We start from the raw sequence: 21,956 nt of genomic DNA, 5'->3' as shown, positions 1-21,956 counted from the left end.
GTCTTATTTGCTATGATTTCTGCTGCCATAATTAATGGACAGGCTCAGCCCGTTGCTCCTGAATCTGCTGATCAGAGAATTGAGAACCTGCTATCAAAAATGACTCTTGAGGAAAAGGCAGGCCAGATGACCCAGATTAGTGTGGAAGCTTTTCTTAAAACGACTAATGGTGTTCCGGATGAACCGCATGAGTTTGATATGAGGAAACTGGAGGAAGCTATTAAAAGGTATAAAGTTGGTTCTATACTGAATGTAGGTGGCAATGCACAAACTGTGGATGTATGGAGGAGAAGGATTGAAACTATTCAGAAGCTTGCCTTGCAGGAACGGCTGAAAATTCCGGTGTTATATGGTATTGATGCCATCAGGGGTAATAACTATACCCTGGATGCTGTTATGTTCCCGCAGCAAATTGCTCAGGCAGCATCCTTCAATCCGGTAATGGTGAAGAAGGCAGCCGGGGTTGCTGCTTATGAAACCAGGGCCTCCTTTATTCCATGGAACTTTAGTCCCGTTCTTGACCTGGGACGTCAACCCGTATGGCCGCGGATCTGGGAAACCTATGGAGAAGATCCGTATCTGGTTAGTGAGATGGGAAAAGCGGCGGTACAGGGATATCAGGGAGAGGCTGTAGTTACCGATAAGTATCATGTAGCTGCATGTCTGAAGCATTATATGGGGTACAGCATGCCATTGAGCGGTCACGACCGTACACCGGCATGGATTCCCGAGAGAGAACTGCGGGAGTATTTTCTCCCGCAGTTTGCTGCTGCTGTAAAATCAGGTGCAAAAACGGTAATGGTAAACAGTGCCGAAATTAACGGGGTGCCAGTGCACGCCAGTAAACATATCCTAACAGACATACTGAAAGGAGAGCTTGGATTTAAGGGGCTGGTAGTGAGTGACTGGCAGGATATACAGTACCTTTTTCAACGTCACAGAGTAGCAAAAGATAATAAGGAAGCGGTGATGATTGCAGTGAATGCGGGTATTGATATGAGTATGGTGCCTACAGATTTTACCTTCACTGAGACTCTTATTGAACTCGTGAAGGAAGGTAAGGTGCCGGTTCAACGGATTGATGACGCGGTACGGAGAATCCTAAGAGTGAAATATGAAACAGGCCTGTTCGAAAACAGCACCGGAAGAGCGAAGGACTATCCGTTGTTTAATAGTTCTGCGCATAACCGATTAAATTACGATGTCGCAGCAGAGTGCGTCACTTTGCTCAAAAACATAAATAATGTACTTCCTTTATCAGCGGGTAAAAGAATCCTGGTGACTGGTCCGTCTGCCAGTTCTATGCGTTCTTTGAACGGCGGATGGGCGCGTAACTGGCAGGGCGATAACAGTGATAAAACAGAAGGGGCTAAGAATACCATCCTGAAAGCAATAAGAAACGTTTTTGGAGCAGCAAATGTAGAATATAGCGAAGGCGCTGATTTCGATAAAGTGCTGAATGTACAGGATGCTGTATCTAAGGCGGAAAGGTCTGATGTGATCGTACTTTGTATAGGTGAAACGAGCTATACTGAAACCCCCGGCAATATCGGCGACCTCCGGATTTCTGATTCTCAGATAGAACTTACCAGGGCATTATCGGCAACCGGGAAACCCATAATTTTCGTTCTGACGGAAGGCCGCCCGCGTGTAATCTCGTCGATAGAGCCGCTGAGCTCGGCAGTTATTCATTCGTATCTGTTAGGGAATGAGGGAGGGAGTGTTATCGCAGATGTACTTGCAGGGAAAGTGAATCCTTCGGGTAAACTGCCTTATACCTATCCGCGTCATACAAACAGCCTGCTCACCTATTATCATAAATATACAGAGACACTTAAGTTCGATGAGGCTGCCGGCTTCCATCCGCAATGGGAATTTGGATATGGCCTCAGTTATACCACGTTCTCTTATTCTAACCTTAGAATAAGCAGCCCGGTGTTGAGCGACTCAGCCCCTGTTGTCGTTTCTGTAGACGTTGCCAATTCCGGTAAAGTTGCGGGAAAGGAGGCTGTTCTCCTGTTTGTGAGTGACGAGGTTGCTTCTATCACTCCGGAAGTAAAGCGTTTACGCGGGTTTGATAAGATTGAACTTCAGCCGGGTGAAACCAGGACGGTTACATTCACTGTGGATAAAGAAAGGCTTTCTTTCATCAACGAACAGTTACAAAGAGTTATTGAACCTGGAGATTTTACTGTATCTGTAGGAGGGCTTAAGGCTTCTTTCAGGTACGAATAGCTAAGAAAAGTCATAAGATGCAAAAACAAAGAAATATATTATCCGTAATCCTGTTCATTTTTTATGTATCTGTATATGGGCAGGGAAATAACCATGCACAGGATTATACAAAGTTTCCTGGTCTGGCGCTGACCCCACCAATGGGTTGGAACAGCTGGAATAAATTTGCCTGTAATGTCGATGAAAGGCTGATCCGTGAAATTGCCGATGCGATGGTGACTTCGGGAATGAGAGATGCCGGCTATTCTTATATTAATATTGATGATTGCTGGCACGGAGAACGGGATAGTCTCGGCTTTATCCATCCCGATCCCCAGCGGTTCCCCTCAGGCATGAAAGCTCTCGCCGATTATGTCCATTCTAAAGGACTAAAGCTTGGCCTTTATTCTGATGCCGGGTCGATGACGTGCGGCGGAAGGCCCGGAAGCCGGGGCTATGAATTCCAGGATGCTCTGTCGTATGCCAGTTGGGGAGTGGATTATCTCAAATATGACTGGTGTAACACGGAAGGATTAAAGGCTGAAGGTGCATATAAAACGATGGCTGCTGCCCTGAAGAAGGCAGGGAGGCCAATTGTATTGAGCATTTGCGAATGGGGCACAGACACGCCCTGGCAATGGGCTGCTTCAGTGGGCCATCTATGGCGAACAACGGGGGATATTTTCAACTGCTTCGATTGTATAGAAGATCATGGTTCCTGGAAGTCCTGGGGGGTGATGCAAATACTGGATAAACAGGAAGGCTTAAGGAAATACGCGGGTCCTGGTCACTGGAATGATCCTGATATGCTTGAGATAGGTAATGGTAAGCTTACCCCGGGTGAGGACAGGGCTCATTTCTCTATGTGGGCAATGATCGCTGCTCCCCTGATTGCAGGGAATGATCTGAGAAATATGACAGGAGAGACAATTTCAGTCCTGACTAACCATGACGTGATTCGGGTGAATCAGGATTCGCTGGGTATACAAGGGTTCAAATACTCCGTGAAGGATAGCGTCGAGACCTGGTTTAAACCGCTGAAGGGTGGCGACTGGGCAGTTTGCTTTCTTAACCGGGGTAAACAGGAAGCCAGAGTTAATTTTGACTGGGATGGCGAGCGCGTAACAGATGATCTTTCGGGTGCGCAGCTCGACGTTTCCCGGCAGGAGTATAAGCTTAAGAACTTATGGACGGGCAAGATCTCAGGCTCCACCCGAAGAAGATTAAATACAATAGTCCCCTCTCATGATATTTTAATGTTCCGCATGTCTGCAAAATGAAAAGAGAGAAAATGAGATCTGTAAATCTGATATTACTGATGCTTGGAATGCTTTGTTTCCGGGTTAATGCACAAACTTCAGCACCTTCTGATGAAAGGGCTACCACAGAGACTGTTAACCTTTTCCGGAACCTGATCAAACTGCAGCAGAAAAATAAATATCTTATCGGGCATCAGGATGCTCTGGCCTACGGCGTTAAGTGGAAATATCAACCGGGACGCAGTGATGTAAAAGATGTAACCGGCGATTACCCGGCTCTTTACGGATGGGAGCTCGGGCACCTGGAAGCTGGATCTAAGGTGAACCTGGATAGTGTGCCTTTTGATAAAATGAGAGAATTTATAAAAGACGGCTACAAAAGGGGAGGTGTCATTACAATCAGCTGGCATGGAAATAATCCAATGACTGGCAAGACAGCCTGGGACCCGGAGCCGGGAACAGTAGCGTCAATCCTTCCGGGCGGGGATAAACACGATGTGTTCCGCAAGCAGCTGGATAAGGTGGCTGCATTCCTGCTAAGCCTTAAAGGTGCGGGGGACGAATATATTCCGGTTTTATTCCGTCCGTTTCATGAACATACAGGTGGATGGTTTTGGTGGGGGGTAAAAACGACTTCTGATATTGAATATCAAAAACTGTTTAGATTCACTGTTGAATACCTCAGGGATGTTAAAGGCCTGCACCATTTGCTTTATGTATACAACACAGCCAGCGGCTTTAAAAACCGGGAGGAATTTCTGAAACGATATCCCGGAGATGAGTTTGTGGATGTCCTCAGCTTTGATGCATATCAGTTCAGTAATCAATCCGCTGATTTCAGCACGGCTCTGAAGGCTGACCTGGCAGTGGTGGAAGATCTGGCAATTGCCCGGAATAAAATCGCAGCAGTTGCTGAGACCGGATATTCGCAAATCCCGGATGCAAAGTGGTGGACAGGGACTGTTGCTCCTTCTTTCAAGGGACGTCAGTTTGCTTTCGTTCTGTTTTGGAGGAATGCCGGTTACAAGAAAGATAAGACCACAGAATACTATGTTCCTTACAAAGGACAGCCGTCAGAAGGTGATTTCATAAGATTTTACAACTTGCCTGAAACGGTCTTTCAAAAGGAGCTGGGCGCAATGAAGATATACCGGTGATGGCCATAGAGATCTTTTGCAGCTTATTTGGGCGAAAGGAAACTGGAGGAGGGATGCTCCTGGTCCTGATCTTTTTTCTGTTTGCCGGTCGGCCCGTTAAGGCAGAGGAAAAGGTAAAATTCTTTTCTGCCTCTGATGTACATCTTCAGTATGTTGGCCGAATTGATTTCTCAAATCCGGAGTTGCCGAGAGCCTGGGCGCCCGGTGTATATATGATGGCCGCTTTTTGGGGACGAGACTGTGAAATTGTAGTGAATGACCAGGTGTTGTATGATAAATTTCATAATTATATTTCGATAGTGGTAGACGGCGGTCCTCCGCGCAGAATCAAGCTGGCAAAAAAGAACAACAGGATCCGGGTTGCGGAAAAGTTGAATGCCGTATTCCATACTTTGCTGGTCTGCAAAAGCACGGAATCCAATATCGGTTATATAGAATTTGCCGGGATATATTGTGTTGAACTGAAGCCCTTGCCTTTACCTGCTGGAAGAAAAATAGAATTTATCGGGAATTCTATAACATGTGGTACTGGCAGCGATGTTTCAGCGGTCCCGTGTGGAAATGGTGAATGGTTCGATCAGCATAATGCCTATATGAGCTATGGACCTGTAACAGCCCGGAATTTGGGAGCTCAGTGGCAACTTACCTCTTACTCTGGTATCGGCCTCATTCAAAGTTGCTGCAATTTGAAGGTAGTGATGCCTCAGATATTTGATAAAATTAATATGCTGGACAATCAGATACCCTGGGATTTCAGCCGTTATCAGCCAGATGTTATAACAGTATGTCTCGGACAGAATGATGGTATTCAGGATTCAGCAGTTTTTTGCCGCAGCTATCTTGAATTTATCAGGAGGGTTCGGGGCTGCTATCCTGAAGGTACAATTATATGTCTTTCCAGTCCTATGGCGGATGACGTTCTCCTGGCAGCTCAGAAGAGGTATTTGAATGCAATAGTTGCAGAAGCCAACCGCAATGACCCGGATGTGTATTCCTGCGTTTTTTCAAGGAGGTATAATAACGGCTGCGGTGATCATCCCGATCTCTCCGAACACCGGCAGATCGCTGGGGAGCTCAGCCGTTTTATAAAGGCAGTGAAGCACTGGTAGCAGTGTACTGTGCATGTAATTATTACTTGAGTATATATTTTATACAAATAACTAAACCGGGAGTAAACTCCTGCTCAATCAAATGGAAAAAGACAAGATCAGATTTAAAGAGAAAGTAGGTTATGGATTAGGGGATGCAGCATCGTCTATGTTCTGGAAATTATTCAGCATGTATCTGCTTATTTTCTACACAGATGTATTTGGTATTTCTGCAGCAGCTGCAGGAACAATGTTCTTGATTACGCGGATCTGGGATTCTTGTTTCGACCCGGTTGTAGGAGTTCTTGCCGATCGAACGACATCAAAGTACGGGAAATTCAGACCTTATCTATTGTGGGTGGCTGTGCCTTTTGGTGTTATAGGTGTTTTTACCTTTTATACCCCCGGTTTTGCAGAAGGGGGGAAACTGGTGTATGCGTATATTACTTATTCACTGATGATGATGATTTACTCTCTTATAAATGTTCCGTATGCGTCACTCCTGGGAGTGATGTCGGATAAGGGGGCCGAGCGCACGTCTTTATCTTCTTACAGAATGGTATTTGCATTCGCGGGAAGCCTGCTCGCTCTCGGGCTTATTGAGCCTTTAAGAGAGGCTTTCGGCGGGGAGGTCAATCCTCAGCAGGCCTGGTTTTATTCGGTGTCAATATTTGCTGTGATAGCCGTCTTGTTTTTTTGGTTATGTTTTTTTCTGACCAAAGAAAGGGTGATTCCTGTCCATCATCAGAAAGCAGATCTGAAATCAGACATAAAGGACCTGCTCGGGAATCGTCCATGGTGGATCCTGCTTGGAGCCGGAGTTGCCGCTTTGATTTTTAACTCGGTCAGGGATGGTGGCGCTGCTTTTTATTTTAAATACTATATAAATGAAAGTAACGTATCCGCTGGTGGCTTTCCGGGAATTAGCACAGGACTTTCTCTGACTACGATTTATCTTGTGCTGGGTCAGGCGGCTAATATTATCGGAGTGATTATAGCTGCTCCGATTGCTAATAAGATAGGAAAGAAGAAAACTTTTCTCCTTGTGATGGTGATTGCATCTGTGTTGAGTATGGTGTTTTATTTATTTGGCAAAGATCATATTGTATGGATTATGACACTTCAGGTTATGATCAGTATCTGTGCAGGTGCTGTATTTCCCTTGTTATGGTCCATGTATGCCGATATTGCCGACTATTCAGAATGGAAGAATGGAAGGCGTGCTACTGGCTTGATCTTCTCTTCTTCGTCAATGTCACAAAAATTTGGATGGACAATCGGAGGTGCAACAACTGGCTGGTTATTAGGTTTTTTTGGCTTTCAGGCAAATATGGTTCAGAATGAGAGTGCGCAGGAGGGGATCAGGCTGATGTTGAGTTTCCTTCCGGCAGCAGGTACCATTCTCTCTGTTCTCTTTATCGTATTTTATCCTTTGAGTGAAAAACGGATGGAAGAGATATCAGAAGAGCTGGTCGCCAAGAGGTTGGAATCTTCAGCCGTTAATGATGTGGACGCGGGAACAGAGTAAGTCCTTCCGGAGAACCTTAAACGTAAAAAAGAGGGGAGTCCTGTAATCAGGATTCCCCTCTTTTCTGTCCTGGCATGAAAGCCTGATTATGGGTAATGCTCTATATAGTCAGGTTTCCCGGTCTCTGTCATCCTGTAAGAAAATTCCAGATGAAAGAGGCTTTCAATCCTTCTTTAGTTAGAAGGAACGAATACATAGTACCACCATCCATCCTTATCAAACTCCTGCGCAGCGAGTACCATTTTATCAGGTGTAAGACTTACAATATTATACTCACTCCATGCCTTCAGGCCGGGGTCATTGAAATCATGCCCGCAAAGGATGTTCGTTCCTGAAACTCTGATGCTCCCGATCCCATAAGACCAGCCATTCGCTGAGTTGGAAGCCAGATCCATCGTGAATGCTCCCGCCCTGACTTTTTGATCAGAGGAGGTTTTTTTCATTTTCAATCCCCTTAAAGTAAAGGTCATAGTGGCCCCAAGCCCGTCTGCATCGAGTTTCTTATCTCTGCATTGTGTCGTAACATCAGAGGGATTCAGCACCCACCATGCCGGGCCGGTTTCACCGGCTCCGCCATTTCCAAAACACTTTTCGCCCTGCCATGTCCATGTTTTTTCGCCCGTTCCGCACAGATATTCGTATTGAGGCTCAACTGCAAATGATTTTTCTTCAACATTAACAGTAAAGTCTTTGGTGAAAGTACTTCCATCCTGGTTCAAGGCTACAGCTGTGATAACCTGTTGCCCGGTTAAAAACAATGTCATGACAGCCCGGTTGCCGGTATACGTTTTGATCCCGTCGGTCCACTGTACCGAGACCTTACTCGAAGTTTCACAGATGACCCTGTTTGACCTTTTTCCATTCACCATCACAGGGGCAATATTCGCCTGAAATTGTTCTGCCTGAAGTGCTGCTGGTTCCGGCCCGTCTTCTACAATAGGCTCACAGCCGTAAAAAGATCCGGCCAATATCAATGATAGAGCCGCGAAAATTAGTTTTTTCATACTCTTTGGTTCGTTTGCTAGTTAACAATTCCTGATTATCTTCCCGTTTCTATCCATCCTGTGTAATCGCCTGAACTCCAGCCTGCATTCTGCTCCAGTACGCCCTGTGAAAGAGAGATCTCACTTTCCGGGATTTTGAAGAAACCTCCTGTTGCCTGGTATCTTGCTACATATCCATCGCCCTGTATTCCATTCTTATCTGGTTTGCCACCATGATAAGTGGGTTGGTTGATCTGTTTTGCAAGAGCTTCTTCTGCGATGTGCCAGCGGCGGATGTCATTCCAGCGGATTCCCTCGAAACACAATTCCCAGCGCCGTTCGTTCCGGAGTGCTGCATCACTATACGCTATGGCGGGTAGGCCGACCCTGGCCCTTACCCTGTTCATGCCTGTTGCATCTTTTTTTAATTCGGACTGCATGAGCAGAACATCAGCAAAACGGATCAGTACCAGATCGTGAATGTTGTTTAACTGATAATTATCACTGCTGAAGCCTTTGTACATCTCGTATTCGAAGGTAGCCCGGTAACCCGAACCGTCAGATGCCTTGCAGGTAATAGCAGACGTCTTCTTTTCGAAATAGTCGGTTTCCTGAACGAAATCAGACCAGCCTCCGCGTTTGTAATTCGGGAGTTCATCCGGGATATAACAGATAGATGCTGTACGCCGGGGATCGTTGGGTTCCGAAGTGGTCCAGTCATTCCACAAGTTAGGAGCAACTGGTCCGGCTCCCCATCCCTGTCCAAATGGAAACGTATTGCCAAAATCCTGACCTCCCCGCATTCCAAAGTGAAGAGCATATTGATTTGAATAACCAATGGTTGCACCTGCATCCCAGGATGCAAACTGAGAGAACTTAATGGCAAACATTGATTCAGGGTTGATGGCATTGTCGTCTTCCACCCATTTCAACCCTTTTCCTTTTGTGTAATTATAGTCGTTGACAGTAAGCCGGTTTGAATAAGCCCATAAGTTTCTGTAGTCGGATGTCACAAGGGTGTATCCCGAGTTGTTCACACAGTCATCCACCCAGGCTATAACATCTGATTTACTGATGGAAGAGCCGTCAGGAAGAGTGATGTTCTCTTTCTGATAATAGCCCGTATAGAACAGGAATGCACGTCCCATCATTGCCTCTGCAACCCATTTGTTGACATGTCCTTCTTCTGCCGAGCCGCGTGGTTTCGCAGGCATCAGTTCGATAGCTGTTTTCAGGTCCTGTAAGATTTGTCCCCACTCTTGTTCTGAAGAGGCCTTTGGCAGGTTTACAGCAGGTGAAGTAGCTGTTATAAGCGGGACATTCCCAAAGAGAGAAGCAAGTTCGTAATAAAAGAACGCCCGCAGGAAGTGGGCTTCGCCAAGCATTTGGTTCTTTTGGTCGGTGCTCTCATAATTAGTAATATTGCCCAGTGTTTCGATTGCCAGGTTTGCCTGATAAATTCCTTTATAACGGTCTATCCAGAACTGGCGGAGCATATCTGCATTATAGTTCATCATCAAATCTTCAGCCTGCATAACAAAGTCATTATCTCCTCCTCCTCCAAGGCGGTCATCAGAAGCTAATTCAGAAATGTAGTAGAATGTAAATTGCGGATTAGTATTCGCGATGTTTAAATTGTTGTAAATACCGGTTACTACTTGCTTGGCATCTTCAACTGTTCTGGGGTAGTTCCCCGTATTAGCCTGAGTGAGATTTTCAGAATCAAGAAACTTCTCGCAGCCGCTAAAAGGCAGTATTGCTGCGGCCAGGAACAAGTATATTAGTTTTATTGGTTTCATATGGCGTCAATTAAAATTTAATACCAACTCCTATTAAATATGTCCGTGGATTTGGATAGAATCCTATATCAATTCCCGAAGCCCACCCGTAATTGGTGTCGTCCGAACTCGTTCCTATCTCAGGGTCCATTCCGGGATATTTGGTGATGGTAAATAAGTTTTGAGCAGTCAGAAATACACGGAATTCTCTGAATGGCATCTTCGGCGCAAGTCTCTTGAAATCGTATCCCAGAGTGATGTTTTGCATCTTGACATAATCAGCGTCTTCAATGTAGATGTCAGACACTTCTATCCAGTTGGTTTTGTTGCCCGCAGTAAGCCGTGGATAGCGGTTGGAAGTTCCCTCGCCATGCCAGTAATTGTAGACCTCCGTGGTATAATTGTCTTTATAACTGTCACCGAATTTGCGGTATGATCTGGCTATCTGCTGGCCGAAGGCTCCGCTTGCAGTAGCCGAGAGGTCAAATCCCTTATATCCCAGGTTGATACTGAAGCCTACCCTGTAGTCGGGAAGCGGACTGCCTATTTGTGTCTTATCCTGTATATTGATAACCCCGTCGTTGTTGTTGTCTACGAAGATCAGGTCTCCCGGTTGTGGATTCGTTTGCAGTGTAGGCTTTTGAGCTGCCCGCCACTCATCTATCTGCGTCTGGTTTTGAAATACTCCGGCAGTTTTGTATCCCCAAAAGTAGCCGATGGGTTTTCCGACTTCTGCGCGGAATAATTCTCCCGTTCCCTGGGATAAAACATTTGACGGACCATGTATGATTCCCTCTGTGTTCGCAATACGCGTCACCTTGTTGATGTTTTTGCTCATGTTCAGGTTAATTCCGTACGTCAAGCCGTTGTTTAAATGGTCGCTCCAGCCTAATCCCAGTTCGATTCCTTTATTTTCAACATCGCCGCCATTAACATAAGGAGCATTCGCTCCGTAAGAGGCGAGCACCGGAGCTTGCAGCAGCCAGTCCCATGTAGATTTCTTATACCAATCAAAGGCCGTGGTTAAACGGGATTTGAGGAAACGGGCGTCGAATCCGATGTCGAGCTGTTCGGAAGTCTCCCAGGATATATCTTCATTTGCAAGATTGGTGGCGAAGCTACCGGTCGACTGACTGGTTTTATTGTTGTTAAAAGAATAATTAGCTGCCCGCCCAAAAGAAATAGTAGCCAGATACTGAAAATTTGGAATGTTTTGATTCCCGTTCTGGCCCCAGCTGCCTCTTATTTTAAAGAAGTCCATCCAGCTCTTTACTCCATCCATAAATGGCTCGTTTGTGACAACCCAGCCGACGGATGCAGAGGGGAAATAACCCCAGCGATGACCGCGTGCAAAGTTTGTTGACCCATCGGCCCGGAGAATGAAAGATGCCAGGTAGGTTTCCTTGTAGTTGTAGTTAATACGGCCAAAGAAGGAGGCGATGGAGCCCGGATCCCAGGGGGCACCGGTGATGATGGTGGCGGCGGATACACCCTGGCTGTTTTTGATCCAGGCATGCTCCATGTCGTTCCATAGCAGGTTACTGTTTGTAGCTCCGACGGACTCTCCCATACCCGACTTCTGGATAGACTGTCCGGCTAGTATATCGAAGTGATGTGCTGCAATATTTAACCTGTAATTAAGGGTGTTTTCAAGGCTGTAACTCCATCCCAGGCCGGCATTCTGCTGGACGGAATTCGTAAGATTTCTGGTAGTGTTTGACAGTTCGTATGTGGGTGTAAACTGGCGGTATGAGTTAGCACTGAACTGGTAGCCAAACTGCGATTTAAAAGTAAGATTGGGGATTGGCTCAATCTCTACATAGGCATTCATGTTCAGCATGTGATTTTTCGTCATGTTGTTGCCCCGCTGGTAGTCCATTGATGCTATCGGATTCGCAAAACTGGCTTCATAGTCCTGAAGCCCGCTTGCTATTTTGTCCTCCATGTCGAAGTATTTCCCGTCGGCTCCGTAGATCGGCATAATAGGATAGCCTCTCAGCATATTTGAAATGTCGTTCCAGTATTGATTGCCTGTAGAGATACCGCGCCGGGTATTATAATTGTAATAGAGCCGTTCTCCCATTTTAATAATATCCCGGTTGTTGTTCTTGTAAATGACATGATCCGAGTTTATACGAACAGTGGTCCTGCCGAAATCTGACTGTACCGGCTTTCCGAAAATTCCTTCCTGTGAAGTATATCCTACCCCCAGGGAGAATTTTGAGGTTTCATTACCGCCTGTCAGATTAAATGTGTGATTTTGTATGGGAGCATCTTCATTTCGTATGGCATCCAGCCAGTTGGTCCCTTTCCAGGTTCCATTCTCAATAGACTCATACAGGCCGGCATCTTTAAAAGTGCTCTTCCAGTCAGTAAGAGGCAGCCCCTCGTTAAACTGAACCGTGTTGATCACATTCATGTACTGCCTGGCATCCAGCAGTTCGGGCATTTTGTAAACATTTTGAACCCCGGTGTAGCCGTCATAAGAGACTTGTGTCTTTCCTGATTTCCCTTGCCGGGTGGTTACCAGAATGACACCGTTTGCTGCTCTGGCACCGTAAATAGCCGCTGATGCTGCATCTTTGAGAACGTCTACTGATTCAATGTCTGCCGGGTTAAGGTTGTTAATGTCCCCGCTTGGAACTCCGTCTATTACATAAAGGGGCGAGGAATGTCCGATAGTCCCAAGTCCGCGGATGTTCACCTTGAATCCTTCGCCCGGTTGGCCTGAACTTTGCACAATGTTTACACCGGGGCTTTGGCTTTGCATAGCCGTTAAAGGACTCGTTGTACTAAGTTTCTGTAAGTTTTCACCGCTAACCTGGACTGTAGCGCCGGTGACTAGTTTTTTCTTTTGTACTCCATATCCGATTACCACTACTTCATTAAGTTCTCCCGCTTCCGGCTGCAGTACAACCTGAAGTTCATTGCCGGATCCTACCGTAATCTCTTTCTTTTTATAGGCCAGGTAGCTGAATGTCAGTACAGGATTGCTGCCTTGAACCTTTATGGAAAATTTTCCGTTTATATCAGTTGAAACGCCGGTTTGCGTTCCTTTTAAGAGGATACTTACCCCTATCAGGGCTTCTTTGGTTTCAGCATCCCTTACAGTTCCTTTTATTATTCTGTCTTGTCTGCCCGCTGATTTTCCGGTCGCCGAAACCGGTGTTGCATTGGCCAGAAACAAGCAGATCAGGATGGATAAAGGCATACTGAGGCCCCAAAGTTTTGTGTATAAAACTTCTCTACGTCTCATAAGTGAATTTTTAAAACTTTATTTTGCTTTTTTTAGCTTACAAGAAAGCTTGGTTTGTCTGAATATTAGTTCTAATTGGTCTTGAGTAAAATTTTATTGCGTCATGGTGTTAGTTTTTAAGGGTTTATACTAGTTTAGAAATGCGCTTTAATATTAAATGCTTTACAAATTTACAGTCACATCCCTTTTATTTGTCAATACTTTTTTATCCTATTATTCCAATTTATTTAATAACATACCGCTTTTCGGGAAATTTTCTGACGTTGGTGGAATAAAATCGGGCTTGTCCGGGACGAGGGAGTGTATGAGGTTTGGAATGGTTATGCTGCAAGACAAAGACTAGTTTTTTATTAAATAACGTTTAGTTGGCGGAAGCGTCTGTCTTATATTCTGGCAGGCATTAATCAGATAAAAATTCTTGTCCCGGCAAAGTTTTCCCTGAATTCTTTAGGCGTACAGTTCTTTTTCTTTTTGAACAACCTGTTAAAGTTTGAAATGTTATTGAATCCGCAATTGTAAGAAATTTCAGCAACCGAGTGTGTCGTGTCAATCAGCATTCTGGAAGCATGGCCGAGACGAATTTCATTCAGACTGTCGATGAAGGTATTCCCCGTGCGTTTTTTAATAAAACGGCTAAAAGAAACCTCCGACATACTTGCAAGCCTGGCGATATCTTTAAGGCTTATTTCCTTATGATAGTTGGCGTTCATATAGTCAAAGGCTTTATCAAGGCGTCTGCTGTTATAATTAAATTGTTCATTGTTGAAGGAAGAGTCAGACAGGGACCTGACGTTTCTCGATATAGACAGATCGTGCAGAATGCTCATGAGCTCCAGTACTCCATCGAATCCGCTCATCTGATTCAATGCCAGTATGCGCGATGAAACAGCCTGTATCGTTTCTTTAGGAAAGGAGATCCCCTTTATTGACCGCTCGAACATCTTCCGGATAAAGCTCAGCTGGTTTCTCCTGAGAAGCTTATCGTCGAAAAAGTCTTTATGCCACTGTACAGTAACTTCTGTTATTTCCTCGCTCCTGCAGTTGTGCGTAAACCATGCATGCTGGAGATTTGAGCCAACCAGCACCAATTCCATGTCCTCTATTTCCTCTATATTATCACCTACGATTCTTTTCGCCCCTTTAGCATTCAGTATCAGATTAAGTTCAAATTCCTCGTGATAATGCAGGGGGAAGTCAAACTCCTTTTTGACTCTTGAAAAAAGTGTAAAACAGTCGCTTTGTGTTAGAGGAGTGATCTCTTTTATGGCCGTTTTCATAATCGTGGTTTATAATATGTAGTTTATAAAGCGTAAAGATAGGTTAAAACAATATAATAGTAAAGTTGTGAAGAAAATAACTAGCTGTGAGCGGTTGCAAAGAGTAAAATGAGTAAAGATTATTTTTTTAATATTTAAATAGGTTAAAAAAGTATTATACGTCACATAAAACTGTATCTATTTTTATCCCCGAAATTTAACCGCTCTCAGAACGGTCAAATCGCCCGCAGGGCATCAGGAATAAATAAACATACACTAGAGACAGGCATGAATAATTTTGAACAAAGATTGCAACAACTTGAGGAGATGCAGGAAAAGCTTATAGCAAGCAGCAATATAAAGGAGGAAGAAGGCAACGGAATTTACGAGCGTTACAAACTACCCGTTCTTACAGGCAGTCATGTTCCCATCCTTTGGAAATATGATCTGAACCCCCGGACCAACCCATACCTGATGGAACGGTTTGGTATCAATGCTGCTTTTAACGCAGGAGCGATAAAATGGAGGGGGAAATATATATTGATGGCCAGGGTAGAGGGAGCAGACCGGAAATCGTTCTTTGCGATGGCAGAAAGCCCTAATGGCATTGATAATTTCCGGTTCCGGGAATACCCGGTGCGTATGCCGGAAACAGAAAATCCTGATATAAATGTTTATGACATCAGATTAACGCAGCATCAGGACGGGTGGATATATGGTTTGTTCTGTACTGAGCGCAAGGATCCTCAGGCTCCCTCTCACGACCAGTCTATGGCTGTTGCTGCATGCGGCATAGCCCGTACAAGAGATCTTGATGCCTGGGAGCGTCTTCCTGACTTAAAAACTCCATCTCCGCAGCAAAGGAATGTTGTGCTGCACCCTGAGTTTGTCGATGGAAAATACGCGTTTTATACGAGACCTCAGGACGGGTTTATTGATGCAGGTACCGGGGGAGGGATCGGTTTCGGTCTGGCCGGGAATATAGAAGATGCAGTAATTGAATCAGAAGTAATCATTGACAATAAGGTGTATCATACTGTCTACGAGGCGAAAAACGGTGCTGGTCCGGCTCCGATCAAAACATCGTATGGATGGCTTCACCTTGCTCATGGCGTTAGAAACACTGCCGCTGGGTTACGCTATGTGCTTTATATGTTTATGACAGATCTGCATGATCTTACTAAAGTTATTTACAAGCCTGCTGGCTATTTTCTTGCACCTCAGGGTGATGAACGTGTCGGGGATGTTTCAAATGTCGTATTTTGTAACGGATGGATTAAAGATGATGACGGGAGGGTGTTTATCTATTACGCGTCTTCAGACACTCGTATGCACGTTGCGACCAGTACTATTGATAAGCTGGTTGATTATGTGATTAATACAAGTGCAGACGGTTTTAGGTCTGCGGCTTCTGTTGAAACTCTTTATCGGATAATTAATAAAAACAGGGAGTTGTTAAATAAAAGTGAGGGTCAGCCTAAAGTACCGGCCCCTGATATGTAATGAATATAGAAGCCAATCTTAAACGATACAGGGAAGAACTCGGACACGAGCTGCGAAGTATACTCGGCTACTGGATGAAGTATGCTCCCGACATAGAAAATGGTGGATTTGTAGGCAGGATTGATAGCCTGGATCTTATTGACTCAAATGCTCCAAAAGGTGCGGTGCTGAATGCACGGATTCTCTGGTCTTTTTCTGCTGCATATAAGATGGATCAGTGTGTGGAATACCGGGAAAATGCGCAACGGGCCTATGACTATCTGAGCCGTTTTTTCTTCGATGAGGAATTTGGGGGTGTCTACTGGACTGTCGATCATCTCGGGCAGCCCCTGGAGACCAGGAAGCAAGTCTATGCAATAGCTTTTGTTATTTATGCACTGTCTGAATACTATACCGTTTCCTGGGATGGAAAAGTGAAAGAGATGGCAAAATCGCTTTACAGGAATCTGGTGGAATACACCTTTGACCAGGAGCAGGGAGGCTATTTTGAGGCTTTTTCAAGAAACTGGGATCCCATTGACGATTTAAGATTGAGTGAGAAAGATGCCAATGAGAAGAAAAGCATGAACACCCATCTTCATGTCATAGAGAGCTACACCAACCTTTACCGTATCTGGCCGGATGAAGAGTTAAAACAACATATTATCCAGCTGCTTGATAATTTTTTAAACCACATTCTGAACAGGGAAGATTACCATCTGATTTTGTTCCATGATGAGATGTGGAATAAAAAGTCGGATACAATATCCTACGGGCATGATATAGAAGCTTCATGGCTGCTGGCGGAAGCGGCAGAGGTTATTAATAATGAATTCTATAAAAGAACTTTTGAAGATGTCGCCCTGAAGATGGCTGCAGCAAGTGAAGAGGGATTGGATCATGACGGAGGCTTATGGTATGAATATGATATGGACATAGCTCATCTGGTGAAAGAAAAACATTGGTGGGTACAGGCAGAAGCAATGGTGGGATTTTTCAATGCATGGGAAATTAATGGTGACGAAGCTTTCCTGGAAAGGTCGTTTGAAGCCTGGGAGTTTGTAAAGAAGCATATCATCGACAGGCAAAATGGCGAATGGTTCTGGGGGGTAGATGAAACAGGAAAAGTAATGCCGGGAGAAGACAAGGCGGGACTTTGGAAATGCCCTTATCACAACAGCAGAGCCTGTATGGAAATTATTAGAAGAATAGCAAATCAGAGGAGGAAGTAATTAAGCCCTGGTATCATTTCCGTGATAGATGCTCAGGTAGCTGTCATATCGGGATAGTGCAATTTCTCCTTCTTCGACAGCACTTAGAACGGCACATCCGGGTTCGTTGATATGCCTGCAATTGTTAAACCGGCAATCGTTCATGCGCTCCCGTATCTCCGGAAAAAAATGCCCCAGTTCCTGTTTGTCTATGTCTATAATGCCCAGCTCCCGTATCCCGGGGGTGTCTATTAAATATCCTCCTTCTGGAAGCGGATGCATTTCAGCAAACGTTGTAGTGTGCTGCCCCTTATCGCTCCAGTCTGAAATTTCTCCGGTTTTCAGCTCAATTCCCGGAATTAATTTATTGATCAGGGTGGATTTACCTACTCCAGAATGCCCTGAGAATAGTGTTACTTTATCCTTCAGAAGTTGTCTGATCTGATTAAGATTGGTCCCTTCCCTTGCGGAGACCTGATAGCACGGGTAACCGATATTCTGATAAATTTCCTGGTATTCTGCCAGGATGTCAAGGCCTTCTTCACTAAAGAGATCAAGCTTATTAAATATTAATCCCGCCGGAATATCATAAGCTTCGGCTGTTGTAATAAAACGATCGATGAACCCCAGTGATGTGCGAGGCGATGCAAGGGTGACGATCAGTAAGGCCTGATCGAGGTTTGCCGCAATGATCTGGGCTTGCTTGGAAAGGTTTACGGATTTACGGATAATGTAGTTTTTCCTTTCTTCCAGTTTTACGATAACGCCTGTATCCTGCCCTGGTTCAGGTTCTAATACAACATGGTCTCCAACAGCAATGGGGTTAGTTGTTTTAATATCTTTTGTCCTGAATTTACCCTTTATCCGGCAGTCCACAATTCCTCCGTCATCAGTAATCACCTGATACCAGCTCCCTGTCGATTTTATAACTAAACCACGCATTGAACTGGTAAAATTAAAAATATTGCAATAAGTTTTGCGTTTTTACGAATTAACTCCTTAATTTAGGGAACGAAATAACTGATGAACAGAATTTATACCACTATTATCACGATTATTACCACCCGGACGCAATACTCAGGAGGAAGATCGTATATGGGGTAACCAGAAGATATAAAACCATAAAAACGCCTTCCTCCTAAAAGGGAAGGCGTTTTTTTTTAATTATTGTCGATAAAATGAAAACTATAATGGCATCGGGATGCTATGAAGAAGGACGGGCTAGTGTGATGGAGCTGGCTGACTGGCACCGTTGGAAACAGTATAATAACGAGTAAATACAAATATGAAAATCTTAAAGTTTGGCGGAACTTCCGTTGGTTCAGTTAAAAGTATCAGCACATTAATTGAGATTCTGAAACACGAGGCCGCTTCAGGAGAGAATCCTGTTGTGGTTCTGTCCGCAATGGGCGGCGTAACTAACCTTCTTTCAACGATGGCTAATAAAGCTGCTGCCGGAGAAGATTTTTCCGGCTATGTAAGCGAACTTGAAAACAGGCACTTTGATGTTATTAAAGCCCTTTTGGAGGTTCATCAGCAAAATCCTGTATTTACCCGCCTAAAGATTCTTTTTAATGAACTGGAAGACATCTTACAGGGGATCTCCAGCCTGAGAGAGATAACCGCCAGGACCCATGACCTGGTGTTGAGCTATGGCGAAAGATGTTCTACTTTTCTGGTGAGCAAAATTGCAGAACAACACCTTGGACCAACCGTATATGGGAATGCTGCTGATTTCATCAAGACGGACAGTAGTTTTGGACAGGCGAAAGTGAACAAAGAGCTGACCGATCTCCTTATACGCGAGTTCTATGAGCAGAATAAAGGGAAACTGATCTTTGTTACAGGATTTATAGCAAGCAACGACGAGGGGAGAATTACAACTCTTGGAAGAGGTGGCAGTGATTATACTGCCGCAATATTTGGAGCCGCGCTCGATGTAGAAGCGATAGAGATCTGGACTGATGTAAACGGGATGATGACCGCAGATCCCCGTATGGTGAAGAAGGCATTCCCTCTGAAAGATCTGTCTTACACTGAAGCAATGGAGCTTTCTTACTTTGGAGCAAAAGTGATCTATCCGCCGACGATGATCCCTGCTTTTATGAAGAAAATTCCCATCGTAATCAGGAATACATTTGAACCATCTTTTCCCGGAACGGTCATCAGCCATGAAAGCAATGAGACGGAACATAGTGTAAAAGGTATATCCTCTATCAACGAAATCAGCATTATCGACCTTCAGGGCAGCGGAATGGTAGGCAAAGCCGGGTTTAGCGGACGGTTGTTCTCTTTGCTTGCGCGCGAGCAGATTAATGTCATCCTCATCACTCAATCATCTTCTGAACATAGTATTACTTTTGCGGTAAATCCGGCTGATGCAGTAAAAGGGAAGCTTCTGATTGAGCAGGAGTTTGAATTAGAACTTGAGGCCAGAAAAATTGAGAAGCCCGAAATCGAAGAAGGCTTGTCCATTCTCGCTATAGTAGGAGAGAACATGAGAAGTACTCCGGGTATTTCCGGTACGCTCTTTCATGCCCTTGGAAGAAATGGTGTAAACGTACGTGCAATAGCCCAGGGTTCATCCGAGTACAATATTTCGGTTATTATTTCCCGGGTAGATCTGGCCAAGGCACTCAATGCCGTTCACGACGCTTTTTATACAGATCTTAAGAAAACTCTGAATGTATTCTGCCTGGGAACCGGTAATATAGGGAAGACGCTTTTTAAACAGCTCCGGGATCACAGCGACTTCCTGCAACGCCAGAATGGTATCCTGGTGAAGGTTGTGGGGATCAGTAATACAAGAAAAATGGTGTTTGATACAGCAGGTTTACCTCTTGAGAACTGGCTGGAGGTACTTGAGGAATCAACGGAGGATGCTGATCTTGATGTGTTTATCTCCAGGATGAAAGAGATGAACCTGCCGAATGCTGTCTTTGTTGATAATACGGCAAGTCCGGTGCCTGTTGAATTTTACAGTGAGGTTTTCCGCTCTAACATTTCTGTGGTTACCTGTAATAAAATAGGGAACTCATCCTCCTATCAGCAGTATCGCGGATTTAAAGACCTGGCAAGAAAACATGGTGTGGATTTTTACTACGAAACCAATGTCGGAGCCGGACTGCCGATAATCCGGACACTTAAAGATTTAATGATGAGCGGAGACCGGGTGATCAGAATTGAAGCGATTCTCTCGGGGACGATCTCTTTTATCTTCAACAACTTTAAAGGAGAAACATCTTTTCATGATATCGTAAAACTAGCCCAGGAAAAAGGTTATACAGAGCCGGATCCAAGAGACGATCTGAGAGGGACTGATTTTATGCGGAAGATGCTTATCCTTGCCAGGGATGCAGGTTATACCCTGGAACCTGAAGACGTTAAAATAGATAGCATGCTTCCGCAGGCATGTCTTGATGCAGATTCGGTAGACGAGTTCTATGATGAGCTAAAAAAGAATAACGACTATTTTGAAGTGTTGAAGGCGAATGCTGCATCAGGCGGGAAGGTATTACGCTATATTGGAAAACTCGAAAACGGGGATGTATCCATTGCGCTTGAAATGGTTGATGAAGCTCATCCTTTTTATATGCTTTCAGGAAGCGATAACATTATCTCATTTACCACTGAGCGGTATAAAGAGCGGCCTCTTGTGGTCAAAGGGCCTGGAGCCGGTGCTGAGGTGACCGCCGCTGGCGTATTTGCTGATATAGTGAATGTAGGAACTTTTTAATTGTTTATGTGGCATTCGCGTTGTGTGAATGCAATAAAAGATAATTATAATTAATATCAAGCTTCCCCCATTGGGGCTGAATATGAAAGAATCAATACGAGTTTTTGCTCCGGCCACTGTGGCCAACGTAGTTTGTGGTTTTGATGTCCTGGGGTTCGCAGTAGATGCTCCTGGTGATGAGGTAATCATGAGAAGAAAAGATCAGCCCGGAGTAAGTATTTCTAAAATTACCGGCGATGATGGCCGTCTGCCTCTCGATGCCGACAAGAATACAGTAAGTGCCAGTGTTCAGCACTATCTGAAATACATCAACCGGGAAGATATTGGCGTCGATATCGAACTTCATAAAAAGATGCCCATCGGTAGCGGGCTTGGATCAAGTTCAGCCAGTACCGTAGCCGGATTATATGCAATCAACACCCTGTTGGATAGGCCATTGACCCACATGGAGCTCGTTCCCTTTGCCATGAAGGGGGAGGAGCTGGCGTGCGGATCCGGACATGCTGATAATGTAGCGCCTGCGCTACTGGGTGGATTTGTACTGATCAGGAGCTATGATCCGCTTGATATTATCAAATTGCCCTATCCGGAATCGCTTTATTGCGCAATTGTATTCCCTGATGTGGATGTGCCGACACGTGATGCGCGGAGAATGATCAGAAGTAAAGTGCTGTTGAAAGATGCTGTCACCCAATGGGGAAACGTAGCCGGGCTTGTTACAGGGCTTTTTATGAAAGATATCGATCTGATGGCAAGAAGCATGAAAGACGTGCTGGTGGAGCCGGTGAGATCCATATTAATCCCTGATTTTAACCGTCTTAGGGAAACGGCAGCAGAGGCTGGTGCGGTAAGTTTTGGGATTTCGGGATCGGGCCCCTCTGTATTTTCATTCGCAAGAGATAAAGATACTGCTCATAAAATTACCGGAGCGCTGCAGAAACACTTAACAGCACTCAATATCAGAAGTTTTGCATACGTTTCTCCGGTGAATGGAGAAGGACCAAAAGT

At 44.8% G+C, this 21,956-nt stretch carries 14 protein-coding genes; 9 read left to right on the top strand and 5 right to left on the bottom strand.

Annotated features, from left to right (window positions below; genetic code table 11):
• The 5 genes from DDR33_RS08570 to DDR33_RS08550 all read left to right on the top strand — a co-directional run.
• Nucleotides 1-2,235 (top strand): glycoside hydrolase family 3 N-terminal domain-containing protein (locus tag DDR33_RS08570; protein ID WP_202913692.1); only part of this gene is annotated, 2,235 nt, incomplete at its 5' end.
• A 17-nt stretch (nucleotides 2,236-2,252) separates the two neighbouring features.
• Complete coding sequence (locus DDR33_RS08565; protein ID WP_109415363.1) at nucleotides 2,253-3,494, top strand: glycoside hydrolase family 27 protein; 1,242 nt, start codon at nucleotides 2,253-2,255, stop codon at nucleotides 3,492-3,494.
• 11 nt (nucleotides 3,495-3,505) lie between these two features.
• Nucleotides 3,506-4,630, top strand: a complete 1,125-nt coding sequence (locus DDR33_RS08560) for a glycoside hydrolase family 26 protein (RefSeq protein ID WP_109415536.1) — start codon at nucleotides 3,506-3,508, stop codon at nucleotides 4,628-4,630.
• A complete protein-coding gene (locus DDR33_RS08555; protein WP_109415362.1) occupies nucleotides 4,630-5,739 on the top strand; it encodes an SGNH/GDSL hydrolase family protein in 1,110 nt (369 codons plus the stop codon). The genes DDR33_RS08560 and DDR33_RS08555 overlap by 1 nt, the downstream gene beginning before the upstream one ends.
• An 82-nt stretch (nucleotides 5,740-5,821) precedes the next feature.
• A complete protein-coding gene (locus tag DDR33_RS08550) occupies nucleotides 5,822-7,246 on the top strand; it encodes an MFS transporter (protein ID WP_109415361.1) in 1,425 nt (474 codons plus the stop codon).
• A gap of 173 nt (nucleotides 7,247-7,419) precedes the next feature.
• Here the strand turns inward: DDR33_RS08550 and DDR33_RS08545 are convergent, their stop codons facing one another.
• The 4 genes from DDR33_RS08545 to DDR33_RS08525 form a co-directional block, all read right to left on the bottom strand.
• Entirely contained in the window at nucleotides 7,420-8,250 is an 831-nt protein-coding gene (locus DDR33_RS08545) for a hypothetical protein (protein WP_146198732.1), read from the bottom strand.
• A 35-nt stretch (nucleotides 8,251-8,285) separates the two neighbouring features.
• Nucleotides 8,286-10,028 carry a RagB/SusD family nutrient uptake outer membrane protein gene (locus tag DDR33_RS08540; protein WP_109415359.1) on the bottom strand — a complete coding sequence of 581 codons (1,743 nt, stop codon included), beginning with the start codon at nucleotides 10,026-10,028 and terminating at the stop codon, nucleotides 8,286-8,288.
• Between the two features lie 10 nt (nucleotides 10,029-10,038).
• Nucleotides 10,039-13,263 (bottom strand): SusC/RagA family TonB-linked outer membrane protein, encoded by a 3,225-nt coding sequence (locus DDR33_RS08535; RefSeq protein ID WP_109415358.1) that lies wholly within the window; start codon nucleotides 13,261-13,263, stop codon nucleotides 10,039-10,041.
• Nucleotides 13,264-13,667: 404 nt separating this feature from the next.
• Nucleotides 13,668-14,540 (bottom strand): helix-turn-helix domain-containing protein, encoded by an 873-nt coding sequence (locus DDR33_RS08525; RefSeq protein WP_109415356.1) that lies wholly within the window; start codon nucleotides 14,538-14,540, stop codon nucleotides 13,668-13,670.
• Nucleotides 14,541-14,807: 267 nt separating this feature from the next.
• Here DDR33_RS08525 and DDR33_RS08520 point away from each other — a divergent pair, with 267 nt between their 5' ends.
• Nucleotides 14,808-16,022, top strand: coding sequence for a glycoside hydrolase family 130 protein (locus tag DDR33_RS08520; protein WP_109415355.1), 1,215 nt, complete (start codon nucleotides 14,808-14,810; stop codon nucleotides 16,020-16,022).
• Nucleotides 16,022-17,233: an AGE family epimerase/isomerase gene (locus DDR33_RS08515; RefSeq protein WP_202913691.1), complete on the top strand. Its 1,212-nt coding sequence runs from the start codon at nucleotides 16,022-16,024 to the stop codon at nucleotides 17,231-17,233. Before DDR33_RS08520 ends, DDR33_RS08515 begins: the two co-directional genes overlap by 1 nt.
• On the opposite strand, the gene rsgA is transcribed toward DDR33_RS08515, so the two are convergent.
• Nucleotides 17,234-18,154: a ribosome small subunit-dependent GTPase A gene (rsgA, locus tag DDR33_RS08510; RefSeq protein ID WP_109415354.1), complete on the bottom strand. Its 921-nt coding sequence runs from the start codon at nucleotides 18,152-18,154 to the stop codon at nucleotides 17,234-17,236.
• Between the two features lie 343 nt (nucleotides 18,155-18,497).
• Here rsgA and thrA point away from each other — a divergent pair, with 343 nt between their 5' ends.
• Nucleotides 18,498-20,948 carry a bifunctional aspartate kinase/homoserine dehydrogenase I gene (thrA, locus tag DDR33_RS08505; protein WP_109415353.1) on the top strand — a complete coding sequence of 817 codons (2,451 nt, stop codon included), beginning with the start codon at nucleotides 18,498-18,500 and terminating at the stop codon, nucleotides 20,946-20,948.
• Nucleotides 20,949-21,030: 82 nt separating this feature from the next.
• A partial coding sequence (locus DDR33_RS08500; RefSeq protein WP_109415534.1) for a homoserine kinase occupies nucleotides 21,031-21,956 on the top strand: 926 nt, incomplete at its 3' end.

This window comes from Pararcticibacter amylolyticus (genome assembly GCF_003130405.1).
Lineage (GTDB): Bacteria > Bacteroidota > Bacteroidia > Sphingobacteriales > Sphingobacteriaceae > Arcticibacter > Arcticibacter amylolyticus.
The sequence above is the reverse complement of the archived record's forward strand: the minus strand, read 5'-3'. Positions and strand labels throughout refer to the sequence as shown.